The sequence below is a fragment of the Kitasatospora sp. McL0602 genome (assembly GCF_052076145.1).
Lineage (GTDB): Bacteria > Actinomycetota > Actinomycetes > Streptomycetales > Streptomycetaceae > Kitasatospora.
Genome location: NZ_CP197246.1, coordinates 3,353,989 through 3,366,565 on the forward strand (window position 1 = coordinate 3,353,989; position 12,577 = coordinate 3,366,565).

A 12,577-nucleotide genomic window follows, 5' to 3' on the forward strand; every position below is an offset into this window, starting at 1 on the left:
CTCCTTGGGGACGACAGAACAGGCCCAGTTGGCTGTACAACTGAGCCCGACTTGGCTGGACAAGTCTGCCGACCCGAGGCATGACGGGAACACCCTTGTGCAGTGAACGGCTCCGGTCCTCCGCGTGACGCGAAGACCCCCGGGCGCACCCTGGCGAGGCTCAGATCCGCGCGTACAGCGCCGCCGCGTCGTCGTGCGCCTTGCCGCGCGGCCAGCGCTCGCACCGGGGGTCCGTCAGCTCCGCCGCCCGGACCTCGCCGATCAGCGTGCCGGGCCCGGACTCGCCGAGCAGGCGGAGCGCGTCGGCCCAGCTGCCGAGCGCGAAGCGGTCCGTCCAGCGGGCGGCGCCGTCGGTGAGGGCGGCGACGGCCCGCAGGTCGTCCAGGCGGACGAAGCCGGTCTCCGCGTGCCCGGCCGCCCTCGGCGTGGCGGCGGCGATCCACGGGCCGCGCCCGGTGTTGCGGGCGGCCCGGACGGCCAGGGTGTAGCGGGTGTGCAGGGCGGCCCGCTCGTCCGAGCCCGGCACCGTCGCCCAGATCTGGCGGCGCAGCTCGTCGCCGCCGGAGAAGCGCTGGTTGTCGCCGATCGGGCGGACGGACTCGTCCTTGTACTGGAGGACCAGCATCGAGTCGCCGAGCACCAGGTACTCCAGCGAGCTGCCGTGCAGCCGGGCGGCGACCACCGTCGCGGCGGGAGTGCCGGGGTGGCCGAGGTCGCAGCGGCCGCCGTGCAGCGCCGCCGTCTCGGCGATCGCGTCGGCCAGGCACTCGGCGATCGACCGGTCCGAGCGGTCGGTCAGCCGGGCCAGCAGGTGGACCCCGAGTCTGCGGACGTACCAGGCGGTGCCGTGCCGGCAGCCGGACTCCATGCCGACCGGGGCACTCGCCCCGTCGAGCAGTACCAGGGCCTCCGGCGTCGCCGCCGCGAAGTCCTCACTCGTCCGGCCCGGCTTCTGCGGTTCGTCCGCGAGCTGTACGTGCATCCCGCCAGTGTGCGTCCCCGGCCGGGCCGCGCCCAGCCCCGTGCAGCGTTCTCTTCCGGTGGCGGGGCGCGGGGGCCCGGTCTAGCGTCGGAGGACCAAGATCCCCCGACAGACCCTCAGTGAGGCCGTCATGGTGTGGCAGTTCTTCGTGCTCCTTGTCGCCGCGATCGGGTTCCCGACCGCGGCTCTGCTGTTCTTCATCGGCGGCCCGCGCTTCCCCGACGAGAAGCGGTGAGGGCCGGACGGCCCTCCGGACGTGGGAAAGTGTGGGGGGGAGACCGTAGGGGTCTCCGATCCGCCAAGGAGGTCTGCATGAGCAGCGAAGCAGTGGCACCCGAGGGCTCCGAGGCCGAGCAGGCGGCCACCGCGCCCGCCCCGGAGCAGGACGACGTCAAGGCGAAGTTCCTCGCCGCGCTGGCCCAGAAGAAGGGCGGCAAGGGCGGTGCCGGCGGCGCCGGCGGCGACCCGTCGAAGATCCACGGCACCCACGCGGCTGCCGCGTCCAAGCGCAACTTCCGCCGCAAGAGCGGCGGCTGAGCCGTCGGCCGCAGGCGCGGGCGCGGGTCCACCGGACCCAGGCCCGCGCCTGCGGTGTGTCACCCCCGAAGTCGGGTCAGGCCCACACCCGGCTGAGCGCGCCCTCGATCCTGCGGACCTGGCGCAGCAGCCGCTCGTCCCCACCCTCGGGCCCGACGCACTGGAGCCCGTACGGAAGGCCGTCGGGCGTCTCCCCCGCCGGGACGTTCACCGCCGGGAGCCCGGCGAAGCTCCACGGCAGCGACATCACGGCGTCGCCGGTGGTCTCCAGCCCGGCCGGTGCCGGGCCGGGCGCGCCGGGGGCGATCCACAGGTCGATCCCAGCGGCGGCCATAGTGTCGGCCAGCACCTCCCGGAACAGCTCCCGGGCCCGCAGCGCCGCCCGGTGGTCGTCCGGGTCCAGCTCCCGCCCGAGCCGGATGGCGGCGACGGTCTCCGGCCGGTAGAGCCGCCCGAACCGGGCGAACCAGTCCTCGTGCACCTGGGCCAGCTCGTACCGGATGACCACCCGCAGCTGCCGGACGAGATCCTCGAAGCCCGACATCACCGGCACCCGCCGGACGGTCACCCCGAGCTCCGCGAGCTCCTTCAACTGCTGCTCGAAGACCGTCCGGGCCCCGGGCAGGACGCGGTCGAGGTACGGCCCGTCCGGCACTCCGACCACCAACTCGCCGTCCCCGGGAGCCTGGTGCGTCCATTCGTCGCAGAGCACCGAGGCCGCGAGATCGACCCCCGCCAGCTCGGCGGCGTACACCCCGAGGACGTCCAGGCTCGGCGCGTGCGCGATCACCCCGTCCGTCGGGATCCGCCCGTACGTCGGGCGGTAGCCGACCACCCCGCAGTACGCCGCCGGGCGGATCATCGACCCGACGGTCTGGGTGCCGATCGCCAGCGGCACCAGCCCGGCCGCCACCGCCGCCGCCGAACCACTGCTCGAACCCCCGGGCGTATGACCCGGGTTGTGCGGGTTGCGGGTCGGCCCGGGGGCGAGCACCGCGAACTCGGCCGTCACTGTCTTGCCCGCCATCAGCACCCCGGCCGCCCGCAGCCGCCGCATCGCCGTACCCTCCGGGCCGCCCAGCACCCCGGGCGGCAGGGCCGAGCCGCCGTGCGTCGGCAGCCCGTCCACGTGGACGACGTCCTTCACGCCGACCGGCACGCCGTACAGCACCGGCCGCTCGTGCTGCTCGTTCCCCTCACGCCCCTCGTGCCCCTCGTACCGCCGGACCAGCGCGGCGGCCTCGGCGGTGAGCCGCTCGTAGCGGCCCGCCTCCGGCACGAAGGCCTGGACGACCGGGTCGACCTGGTCGATCCGGGTGCAGAGCTGGTCGACGTACTCGGGCAGCTCGGGGTGGCCGGCCCGCAGCGGGACGTGTTGGATCAAGGGCTCCATGACTCCCACGCTACGGCCAACGCCCGCGCGTGCCTACCAGCGCGCGTGCCTACCAGGCGGAGGGCTTCGGGCCGTCCTCGTGCTCGGCCGGGAGGTACGGCGACTCGCGGAGCAGGAGGGCGCCGCAGGTGTGGCAGGAGAGGTTCGGCTGTTGACCCCATTGGGCCGGGTCGCGGGTCTCCGAATCCGGCTGGAGCTCCTTGCCGCACATGGCCGTCCCGGTGTCACCGGCGACGATGTGCCAGGTCTTCACTCCGGCGGACCGGCCGTTGGGGCCGTACTCGGCGCGCATCTGATGTTCCACAGCACCATGCTGCGAAGTCCGGGGCCGGGTGGGCAATTCCTGTTACGCCGTCAGAGCTGCTCGGTGCAGAGGCTGCCGTGCAGGCGGAGCCGGGCGATGCCGCCGTCCGGGAAGACGTCGAGGCGGACGTGGGTGGCCGGGCGGGGTGAGGCGGGCAGCAGCCGGTGGACGGTGTCCGGCTGGAGCGCGAGCCTGGGCAGCAGTTCGAACCACTCGCCGTTCTCGCCGTCGCGGCCGTGCAGGGCGACCCAACCGGCCGCGTTGCCCAGGTAGTTGCCGGTGTCGATCTCCACGGCCCGGATCAGACCGCGCCCGGCGAGCCGCAGCCGCAGCCAGTCGTGGCCCTGGTCGCGGCGCCGCCTGGTCTCCCAGCCGTCGCCCATCACCTGGGACTTGCCGGGCATGGTCGCGCTGGCCGGCGAGGAGAAGAAGCGGTCCGAGGCATCCTCGACGACGCCGCCGTTCTCCAGCGCGGCCAGGTCGAAGGTACCGAGCGCCGCCAGCCAGGCCTGATCCGGCCGGGCCTCGCCGTGCACCCGCAGGCGGGCGATGCCGCCGTCCGGGTACTGCTTGAGCCGCAGGTGGGTGACGCGTGAACGGTCCTTCGTCGCATAGCCGTTGGCTGCATGCCCGCGCACCGGCGAGCGTGGCACCAGCGGGCGCCAGTCGGCGGCGGCCAGCTCGGCCGGGCCCGGGGTGCCGGGCAGCTCGGCCGCCTCGACGGAGATCTCGGGCGGGTTGTTGCCCCGGAAGTGTGCGGTGTCGACGACCACCCCGTGCACGACGCCGGGCACCCCGAGCCGGATCAGCGCCCAGTCGTGGTCGGCGGCGGCCGGGCCCGCCCCGTCGGCGCCCCGACGGCGGCGGGTCTCCCAACCGTCCATCAGCTGGCCCTTGTTGCCGAAGGTGTGCGGCCGGAACTCGGGCCGGCCGGGCAACAGCAGATTCTCCCGCTCGGCGAAGAACTCGTCGCCCGCCGCGACGACGGCGCCGCCGAGGCGGCGGTCGGCGAGGTCGGTCAGGGTGGTGAAGGCAAACTCGCCGCTGCGGTAGTCGGCGTACGGGTCTCCCCCGGCATAGGGGCCGACGGTGGTATCGGTGGCATCGGTGGACATCTGCGGGGCCTCGTCTCTGCTCGGCTCGGTGTCGGTAGCTCCACCTTCCTCCCCGCCGACCTTTCAGGTCCATCGAAAAGTTCTGATCAAACCGTTCAGTTCAGCTTCAAGGACACCGCGGTCAGCTCGTCCAGCACCCGCCGTAGCGGCGGAGCGCCCTCCGTCCCCGTCCGGACGGCCGCCACCACCTGCCGGGTCGGCAGATCCTCCGGCAGCGCTCGCACCACCACCCCGGCCCGCCGCCCGGCCAGCGCCAGCCGGGGCACCAGCGCGACCCCGAGCCCGCCCCCGACCATCGCCAGGATCGCCGCCCAGTCGGCCGCCGTGTGCGCCCGCTCCGGCACGAACCCCGCATCCGCGCAGGCCGCCAGGGTGATCTCGCACCACGGCCCCGCCGCACCGTAGATCCACGGCTCGGCCGCCAGATCGGCCAACCGCAGACCGGGCGCGGCCGCCAGCGGGTGCCCCTCCGGCAGCGCGACGTCCAGCGGATCGCTCAGCAGCGACCGCCGGACGAACCTCGGGTCACCCGGCGCGGGCTGCTGCACCGCCAGCGACACCGCGAGGTCCACCTCCCCCGCCACCAGCAGCCGGTACGCCTCCGCAGCCTCCGCCTCCGCCACCCGGACGGTCAACTGCGGTGCAGCCGCGCGAAGTCGGCCGACCACCGGCACCACCAGCGAACCGATCGCGGTGGCGAAGGCCCCCACCCGCACCTCCCCCGCCGCACCGTGCAGATAGCCCGCGAGCTCCGCCTCCGCCTGCTCCAGCTGCCCGAACACCCGCTCGGCATGGCCCAGCACCAGCCGCGCCGCACTCGTCAGCCGCACCCGCCGCCCGTACGGCTCCACCATCGGCGCACCCAACTGCTTTGCCAACGCGGCTAGTTGCTGCGACACCGCCGAGGGCGTCAACAGCAACCGCTCGGCAGCGGCCGTCACCGTGCCGCACTCGTCGAGCGCCTGCAACACCCGCAGCCTGCGCAGATCCCAGTCCGTCATACCGCCAGCCTAGGCGCGACAAGCGGGGCATCATGGTCCTCCCGCCAGGGGAGGGGAGCCCATGGCCGAGGTCCGTAGAGCACTGTTGATCGGCGTCCAGTCCACACCCGGCGCCCTCGCGCTGGCGGCGAAGTCCTGCAGGACTCCGACTACGACGTGACAGTGCTGTCGGAGGCCAGACGGTCCGCCATCTCCACCGGCATCTGCCGGGCCAGGCCAGGCGGGCAGCTAGCAGGCCGCAGGCAGGAGGGCGTCGTCGCGCCACTTCAGGAGCTTGTCGAAGCTGACGACCGCGCCGCGCAGCGGGTGGTTGCGGAGCTGGACGTGGTCGGTGAGGGCGTGGATGAGGAAGAGGCCCCGGCCGCTCTCGCCGTAGAGGTCGGGGAGGGTGTCGAACTCGGGGGTGCAGGCGGCGGGCGGGGTGGGGCGGCGGGTCTGGAGGACGTGGGTGTCGTAGGGGGCGGGGCGGTCGCTGCGCGGGCGGGTCGGGACGGGGGCGGGGAGGGTCGCCCGGCCACGGCGGGTGCGGCGGCGGGCGGCGGGCCGGACGGCGGGGGCGGGCTGGCGGCGCAGCCGGGGCAGCGGGCCCGGGGCGGCGGGGGCCGCGACCGGGGGGAGGCCGGGGCCGGAGTCGGTGACCTCGATCCGGAGGCGGTCGCCGTCCAGCGAGGCGGTGACCTGGAAGCCCGCGTCGGGGCAGCCGGAGACGGCGTGCTCGACGGCGTTGGCGCAGGCCTCGGTGAGGGCGATGCCGAGGTCGTACGCGATCTGCGGGTCGACGCCGGCGGATTCCATGGCGCCGAGCAGGATGCGCCGGGCCAGCGGGACGCTGGCCGGGTCGCGCTTGAGGTGCAGAGTCCACCAGATGTCCACGGGAGGTCCCTCCTGGCTGCGGCTCCACATACAACTAGGTATCTCCGAGCGATCCGGCGGTGAACCGTCCGCCGGGGCCGGTACCGCCCGTTCGGCGGATGGACTGGGGCTGCACGGTGTGCCGAGCGGCGCACACCCCGGGGTACGCGCCGGGGCCGAACGGGGCATTCTGATGTATTTCCTGACCCTCCCTGGGGGCGTCCCGTACGCGATGAGATGATGTCCCGGCCATGCTTCCCGACCTCGCCGCCCCGCAGACAGGCGCCGCCGTACCCGGTCTCCCGGGACCGGCCGCGGCCTGGGATCTGCGGTTGGCACGCGCGGTGCCGTTCGCGCTGGTCTGCACCCTGATCGCCGCCGCCGGGCACGCCCTGGTCGGTGCCGGTGAGGTGTCGCCGACGACGCTGGCGGCCGGGTTCGCCGCCGTCTGCGCGGTGGCCGCGCTGCTCGGCGGCCGGGAGCGCTCGCTGCTCGCGATCTCCGGGGCGCTCGGTGCGGGGCAGCTCGGGCTGCACCTGCTCTTCCACTTCTGCTCCGGGCACATGTCCGCGATGGCAGCGCCGACAGGTATGGCAGGCATGGCGGGCATGCCCGGGATGGCGGGCCGGGGCGGCCCGCTGACGCTCACCCAGATCGCCGGGCAGCTGCTCTGCGACGACCGGCCGCACGACGGGCTGACGGTCGTCCCGCCCGGCACCACCCCCGAGCAGGTGGTGAGCGCCGCCGGGCTCGACCCGCAGGCGTACGCGGCCGCCGCGCCGCACGCCGCCCTGCTGGGCCTCAGCCCGAACATGCTGCTCGGTCACCTCGCCGCCGCCGTGCTGGCCGGCTGGTGGCTGCGGCGCGGCGAGGCCGCGCTCTGGCGGCTGCTGGAGCTGGCCGCGACGGTCGCCAAGGAGTACGCGGCGCCGCTGCGGAGGGCGTTCGCGTTGCTCGCCGCCGTGCTGCTGGGCAGCGCGGCGCAGCCGTCCGCGAGCCGGCTGGAGCGGGCCGAGGACTGGCCGCTGCCGGCCGCCGCCGCGCTGCGGCACAGCCTGCTGCGGCGGGGCCCGCCGGTGGCGGCCTTCGCGCGCTGAGCGAGCCCCCTCGGGGAGCTGCGGGCGCGCGCACCGACCGGACACCGGTCAGGCACCACCCCTCAGCCCCTCGCGCACGCGCGCCGCCTCCACGGCCTGCCCGCGTGCCCGTCTCCCGTTGGAGAACTCCATGCGCATCACCCCTGCCCGCCGTCTCGCCGCCGTCGCCGCCGTCGCCACCGTCGCCGGTTCGGCCGTCGTCGCCCTCGCGGCCCCCGCCTTCGCGCACGTGACCGTGCAGCCGGGCACCGCGACCCAGGGCGGCTACACCGCCGTCGCCTTCCGGGTGCCGGACGAGAGCGACACCGCGAGCACCGTGAAGATCGAGGTCAGCCTGCCGATGGACCACCCGCTGGCCTCGGTGCGCACCCAGCCGCTGCCGGGCTGGACGGCCACCATGGAGAAGTCGAAGCTCGACAAGCCGCTGAAGGCCCACGGCCAGGACATCACCGAGGCCGTCTCCAAGGTCACCTGGACCGCCGACGCCGGTACGAAGATCGCCCCCGGCCAGTTCCAGGAGTTCCGGCTCTCGCTCGGTGCACTGCCTGCCGACGCCGACAAGATGACCTTCAAGGCGCTCCAGACCTACGACAACGGTGACGTCGTCCGCTGGATCGACGAGGCCAAGGAGGGCCAGGCGGAGCCCGCCCACCCCGCGCCGACCCTGACCCTCACCAAGGCCGCCGCGGCGACCGACCAGCACGCGATGGGGGCGTCCCAGGACAAGGCCGCCATCACCGGCACGGCCACCGCGAAGAGCTCCGACAACGCCGCCCGCACGCTCGGCGTGGTCGGCATCGTGGTCGGCGTGATCGGCGCCGCGCTCGGTGTCATGGGCCTGCGCCGCAAGACCAGCTGAGCCCCGTCCGGCCGGGGCGGCGCAGGCGCCCGAAACCGCCTGCGCCGCCCCGGCCGGCAGCACTCCACCGATGGGATCCACCGCCATGGCACGTCACATCCGCCCCCGCCTGCTCGGCGCGGCCGCCCTCGGGCTGGCCGCCGCGCTCGCCCTCACCGCCTGCGGTTCGAGCGGCAGCTCGGCCGACGGCCCCGCCAAGGTCACCCGGGAGACCAGCAGCTCCCCGTACCAGGCCACGGTGCTGAGCAAGCACTTCGACAAGCCCGACCTGGTGCTCGGCGACACCGCCGGCAAGCCGTACGACCTGCGGAAGGAGACCGCCGGGCACCCGACCCTGCTCTTCTTCGGCTACACCAGCTGCCCGGACGTCTGCCCGACCACGATGGGCGACATCGGGGTCGCGATGTCCAAGCTCTCCCCCGAGGACCAGAAGAAGATCGACGTCGTCTTCGTCTCCACCGACCCCGTCCGCGACACCCCCAAGGTGCTGCGCACCTGGCTCGACTCGATGGGCAAGAGCTTCGTCGGGCTGACCGGTGACCTGGAGAAGGTGAAGGCGGCCGCCAAGCCGCTCGGCGTGATGGTCGAGGACCCGATCGTCAACAAGGACGGCAGCGTCACCTCCACCCACGGCGCCCAGGTGCTGGCCTTCCTGCCCTCCGACGACAAGGCGCACCTGCTCTACCTGAGCAGCAGCTCCGTCGAGACGTACACCCACGACCTGGCCCTGCTCGCCAAGGGGGTGCCCGCATGAGCGGCCCGCACGACCCGCGCCGCTTCCGCCGGGGCGCCCTGATCGGCGCCGGGCTGGCCACCGTGCTGACGGCGGGCACCCTGCTGGTGGCCTGCGGCGGCGGCACGGCCGACGGCGAAGGCCCCGGCGAGCTCACCGTCTCCGGTTCGTACATACCGCTGCCCGCCACCCCGGGCGGCATGGGCGCCGGGTACCTGACGGTCAGCAACAGCGGCGGCGAGGACCAGCTGGTGAAGGTGAGCAGCCCGGCCGCCTCCTCGGTCACGATGCACCGCTCCACGGGCACCACCATGGAGGAGGTCGACGCCCTGCCGGTGCCCGCGCACGGCACACTGGCGTTGGCCCGGGGCGGCAACCACCTGATGATCATGGGATGGGCGAAGGCCCCCGTCGTCGGTGACCACCTCGAACTCGACCTGACCTTCGCCAAGGGCGCCACCGTCACCGTCCAGGTGCCGGTCGAGCCCCTCACCTACCGACCGGGGAGCTAGCTCAAGATGCTGAAGAGGCTTGGGGGTCTGCTCGCCGCCCTCGGCGCCGCGCTGATCATGCTGCTCGGCGGCGCCGGGCCCGCCGCCGCGCACGCGACGCTGGTCTCCACCGACCCGGCGCAGAACTCCGTGGTGCCCACGGCGCCCGCCGCCGTGACGCTGACCTTCAGCGAGGGCGTCTCGCTCGCACCGGATTCGGTCCGGGTCCTCGGGCCCACCGGCAAGGCGGTCGACGCGGGCAACCCGAGCCACGCGGACGGCAAGGCGGACACCGCCCGCGTCCAGCTGAACAGCGGCCTGGCGAACGGCACCTACACCGTCGCCTGGCGGGCCGTCTCGGAGGACTCGCACCCCGTCGGCGGCGCCTTCACCTTCTCCATCGGCGCGCCCTCCGGCACCACCGTCGACACCAGCGCCGTCCAGGGCGGCAAGGCCGACGGCCTGGTCGCCCTCGCGTACGGCACCGGGCGGGTCGTCGCGTACGCGGCGTTCGCGCTGCTCGCCGGGGCCGCCGCCTTCGTGCTGATCTGCTGGCCGAAGGGCGCGGGCGTCGCCCGGGTGCAGCGGCTGCTGATGACCGGCTGGGTCGCGCTGCTGGTCTCCACCGTCGCCGTGCTGCTGCTGCGCGGCCCGTACGAGCGCGGCAGCGGCATCGGCCAGGCGCTCGACCTGAGCCTCGTCCGCACCACGCTGGAGGAGCGGATCGGCACCGCGCTCTCGGCCCGGCTGCTGCTGCTCGCGGCTGGCGGCGTCTTCCTCTCGCTGCTGGTCGGGCAGCTCGGCCAGCAGGCCGCCGCGGCGGGTGACGACGGCGAGGACAGCGAGGACGACGAGCTGCGGCAGCTGGAGCGCCGCGCCGCCGAGCGCCCGCTGCGGGACGCCCGGCTCGGGCTCGGCGTCGCGGGCGTGGTGCTCGCGATCGCCCTCTCGGCGACCTGGGTCGGCGCCGACCACGCCTCGGTCGGCATCCAGGTCTGGCTGGCGCTGCCACTGGGCGCCCTGCACCTGCTGGCGATGGCGCTGTGGCTCGGCGGCCTGGCCACCCTGCTGATCGGGCTGCGGCACGGCCTGGAGACGGCCGCCGTGGACCTGTTCTCCAAGCTGGCGGCCGCGTCGGTCGGGGTGCTCGTGGTCACCGGCGTCTACCAGTCCTGGCGCGGGCTCGGCTCGTGGAGCGCGCTGGTCGACACCGAGTACGGCCGGCTGCTGCTGATCAAGACCGGGCTGGTGGTCGCGATGACCGGCGTCGCCTGGTTCTCCCGTGGCTGGCTCGCCCGGCTGCGGACCGAACCGGCGGAGGAGCCCACGCCCGCCGAGGAGATCGCACCCGCCGAGGAGGCCCCGGAGCCGGTCACCGCCTCCACCCCCGCTTCAGCCGACCCCGTACGGCAGGCCCAGCTCGACCGCCAGCGGGCGGCCCTCGCGGACGCGCAGCAGCGCCGTACGCAGCAGGGCCCCCCGGCCCGCGCCGGGCTGCGGCGCGCGGTGCTGGTCGAGGCGGGGGTCGCGGTCGCGGTGCTGGTGGTCACCACCATGCTCACCAACTCGCCGCCCGGCCGGGTCGCCGAGTCGATCGCCGCCACCGCGCCCGCCGCACCGGCGGCTCCGGCCGCGCCCGGCGCACCGGTCGTCCCCGGCAAGAGCGTCGAGCTGAAGCTCCCGTACGACACCGGCGGCAAGGCGCCCGGCTCGAAGGGCACCGCGACGGTCGCCCTCGGCCCGGCCGCCACCGGGCAGAACGCGGTGCAGCTGACCGTCGCGGACGAGAGCGGCAAGCCCGTCGCCGTCCCCGAGGTGCAGCTCGCCTTCACGCTGCCCGACCGGGATCTCGGGCCGCTGCCGGTGACCCTCCAGCCGTCCGGCACCGGGCACTGGAGCGGCACCGCGCAGTTGCCGCTGGCGGGCCAGTGGGTGGTCTCGGTGGTCATCCGCTCCTCCGACTTCGACCAGGCGACCGTGGTGAAGCCGGTGACCGTCGGATGACGGACACACCTTCGAGGCGTGCGGTGCTCGGCGGCGTGGCCGCCGGGCTGGCCGTGGGCGCGGCCGGCGGCGTCGCGGGCGGGCACGCGCTGGCCGCCCCCGGCCCGGCCGCGCCCCGGCTCGGCCCGGCGGCGGTGCCCTTCCACGGCGCCCACCAGCCAGGCATCCTCCAGCCGCAGCAGGCCCGGGTGCAGCTGGCCGCCTTCGACCTGGCGCCGGGCGCCGGGCGGGCGGGCCTGCGGCAGCTGCTGCAGCGCTGGTCGGCGACGGCCGAGCGGCTGCAGCGCGGCGAGACCGCCGAGACGCACGAGAACCAGATCGCGGCGGACGCCGGGCCCTGCTCGCTGACCGTCACCTTCGGCTTCGGCGCCACCCTCTTCGACAAGGCCGGGCTGACGGCCCAGCGGCCGCCCGCGCTGGCCCCGCTGCCCGCCTTCCCCGAGGACGCCCTCGACCCGGCGCGCGGCGACGGCGACCTGTTCGTGCAGATCGGCGCGGACGACGCCCTCGTCACCTTCCACGCCCTGCGGGTGCTCCAGCAGCAGGCGACCGGGCTGGCCGTGCCGCGCTGGCAGACCGGCGGCTTCAGCCGGACGCCAGGCGCCACCGCCCACCCGATGACGGCCCGCAACCTGATGGGCCAGGTCGACGGCACCAACAACCCGCAGCCGGACGCCCCGGACTTCACCGCGAAGGTCTTCGCCGACGGGCCGGGCTGGCTCACCGGCGGCTCGTACCTGGTGTTCCGGCGGATCCGGATGCTGCTGGACAACTGGGAGAACCTCCCGGTGGACCGCCAGGAGCGGGTGATCGGCCGCCGCAAGGCCGACGGCGCCCCGCTCTCCGGCGGCAGCGAGCGCACCCCCGCCGACCTGACCGCCCAGCACCCGGACGGCACCCTCGCCATCCCCGCCGACGCGCACATCCGGATCGCCGCCCCCGCCGCGAACGGCGGCGCCGCGATGCTGCGCCGGGGCTTCTCCTTCCACGACGGCCTGCGGGCGGACGGCACCCCGGACGCCGGGCTGCTCTTCCTCGCCTTCCAGGCCGACCCGGCGCGCGGCTTCGTGCCGGTGCAGCGGCGGCTGGCGCGCGGCGACAGCCTCTCGCGCTTCCTGCGGCACGAGGCGAGCGGGCTGTACGCGGTGCCGCCGGGCGCGGTGCCGGGCGGGTACGTGGGGCAGGCGTTGCTAGAGGGTCCGTAGAGGC

13 protein-coding genes are annotated in these 12,577 nt (G+C 75.0%); 7 read left to right on the top strand and 6 right to left on the bottom strand.

Annotated elements, in window-relative coordinates:
• Positions 1-160: 160 nt before the first annotated feature.
• Positions 161-982, bottom strand: a complete 822-nt coding sequence (locus tag ACR68M_RS15145) for a protein phosphatase 2C domain-containing protein (RefSeq protein ID WP_441251016.1) — start codon at positions 980-982, stop codon at positions 161-163.
• Between the two features lie 312 nt (positions 983-1,294).
• Between ACR68M_RS15145 and ACR68M_RS15150 the strand changes: the two genes are divergently transcribed.
• Positions 1,295-1,519, top strand: a complete 225-nt coding sequence (locus tag ACR68M_RS15150) for a DUF5302 domain-containing protein (protein WP_441251017.1) — start codon at positions 1,295-1,297, stop codon at positions 1,517-1,519.
• Positions 1,520-1,595: 76 nt separating this feature from the next.
• On the opposite strand, the gene ACR68M_RS15155 is transcribed toward ACR68M_RS15150, so the two are convergent.
• From ACR68M_RS15155 to ACR68M_RS15175, 5 genes are all read right to left on the bottom strand, one after another.
• Complete coding sequence (locus ACR68M_RS15155; RefSeq protein WP_441251018.1) at positions 1,596-2,912, bottom strand: amidase; 1,317 nt, start codon at positions 2,910-2,912, stop codon at positions 1,596-1,598.
• A 49-nt stretch (positions 2,913-2,961) separates the two neighbouring features.
• Positions 2,962-3,216, bottom strand: coding sequence for a hypothetical protein (locus tag ACR68M_RS15160; RefSeq protein ID WP_441251019.1), 255 nt, complete (start codon positions 3,214-3,216; stop codon positions 2,962-2,964).
• 50 nt (positions 3,217-3,266) lie between these two features.
• Entirely contained in the window at positions 3,267-4,331 is a 1,065-nt protein-coding gene (gene alc, locus ACR68M_RS15165) for an allantoicase (RefSeq protein ID WP_441251020.1), read from the bottom strand.
• 95 nt (positions 4,332-4,426) lie between these two features.
• On the bottom strand, positions 4,427-5,332 hold the full coding sequence (locus tag ACR68M_RS15170) for a LysR family transcriptional regulator (RefSeq protein WP_441251021.1): 906 nt from the start codon (positions 5,330-5,332) through the stop codon (positions 4,427-4,429).
• Positions 5,333-5,560: 228 nt separating this feature from the next.
• Positions 5,561-6,205 (bottom strand): ATP-binding protein, encoded by a 645-nt coding sequence (locus ACR68M_RS15175; RefSeq protein WP_441251022.1) that lies wholly within the window; start codon positions 6,203-6,205, stop codon positions 5,561-5,563.
• 230 nt (positions 6,206-6,435) lie between these two features.
• On the opposite strand from ACR68M_RS15175, the gene ACR68M_RS15180 reads away from it, so the two are divergent.
• The 6 genes from ACR68M_RS15180 (at position 6,436) to efeB (ending at position 12,573) form a co-directional block, all read left to right on the top strand.
• Entirely contained in the window at positions 6,436-7,281 is an 846-nt protein-coding gene (locus ACR68M_RS15180) for a hypothetical protein (protein ID WP_441251023.1), read from the top strand.
• Positions 7,282-7,411: 130 nt separating this feature from the next.
• Positions 7,412-8,140, top strand: a complete 729-nt coding sequence (locus ACR68M_RS15185) for a YcnI family copper-binding membrane protein (protein ID WP_441251024.1) — start codon at positions 7,412-7,414, stop codon at positions 8,138-8,140.
• Positions 8,141-8,225: 85 nt separating this feature from the next.
• Positions 8,226-8,894, top strand: coding sequence for an SCO family protein (locus ACR68M_RS15190; RefSeq protein ID WP_441251025.1), 669 nt, complete (start codon positions 8,226-8,228; stop codon positions 8,892-8,894).
• Entirely contained in the window at positions 8,891-9,385 is a 495-nt protein-coding gene (locus tag ACR68M_RS15195; RefSeq protein ID WP_441251026.1) for a copper chaperone PCu(A)C, read from the top strand. The genes ACR68M_RS15190 and ACR68M_RS15195 overlap by 4 nt, the downstream gene beginning before the upstream one ends.
• Positions 9,386-9,391: 6 nt before the next feature.
• On the top strand, positions 9,392-11,368 hold the full coding sequence (locus ACR68M_RS15200) for a FixH family protein (protein ID WP_441251027.1): 1,977 nt from the start codon (positions 9,392-9,394) through the stop codon (positions 11,366-11,368).
• Positions 11,365-12,573: an iron uptake transporter deferrochelatase/peroxidase subunit gene (gene efeB / locus ACR68M_RS15205; RefSeq protein ID WP_441251028.1), complete on the top strand. Its 1,209-nt coding sequence runs from the start codon at positions 11,365-11,367 to the stop codon at positions 12,571-12,573. Before ACR68M_RS15200 ends, efeB begins: the two co-directional genes overlap by 4 nt.
• Positions 12,574-12,577: the final 4 nt, after the last annotated feature.

Excerpts from the sequence above, each read along its gene's own strand:
- ACR68M_RS15170 (WP_441251021.1), bottom strand. The coding sequence starts at position 5,332 with ATGACGGACTGGGATCTGCGCAGGCTGCGGGTGTTGCAGGCGCTCGAC.
- ACR68M_RS15145 (WP_441251016.1), bottom strand. The coding sequence starts at position 982 with ATGCACGTACAGCTCGCGGACGAACCGCAGAAGCCGGGCCGGACGAGT.
- alc (WP_441251020.1), bottom strand. The coding sequence starts at position 4,331 with ATGTCCACCGATGCCACCGATACCACCGTCGGCCCCTATGCCGGGGGA.
- ACR68M_RS15150 (WP_441251017.1), top strand. The coding sequence starts at position 1,295 with ATGAGCAGCGAAGCAGTGGCACCCGAGGGCTCCGAGGCCGAGCAGGCG.
- ACR68M_RS15180 (WP_441251023.1), top strand. The coding sequence starts at position 6,436 with ATGCTTCCCGACCTCGCCGCCCCGCAGACAGGCGCCGCCGTACCCGGT.
- ACR68M_RS15200 (WP_441251027.1), top strand. The coding sequence starts at position 9,392 with ATGCTGAAGAGGCTTGGGGGTCTGCTCGCCGCCCTCGGCGCCGCGCTG.
- ACR68M_RS15185 (WP_441251024.1), top strand. The coding sequence starts at position 7,412 with ATGCGCATCACCCCTGCCCGCCGTCTCGCCGCCGTCGCCGCCGTCGCC.
- ACR68M_RS15155 (WP_441251018.1), bottom strand. The coding sequence starts at position 2,912 with ATGGAGCCCTTGATCCAACACGTCCCGCTGCGGGCCGGCCACCCCGAG.
- ACR68M_RS15195 (WP_441251026.1), top strand. The coding sequence starts at position 8,891 with ATGAGCGGCCCGCACGACCCGCGCCGCTTCCGCCGGGGCGCCCTGATC.
- efeB (WP_441251028.1), top strand. The coding sequence starts at position 11,365 with ATGACGGACACACCTTCGAGGCGTGCGGTGCTCGGCGGCGTGGCCGCC.
- ACR68M_RS15190 (WP_441251025.1), top strand. The coding sequence starts at position 8,226 with ATGGCACGTCACATCCGCCCCCGCCTGCTCGGCGCGGCCGCCCTCGGG.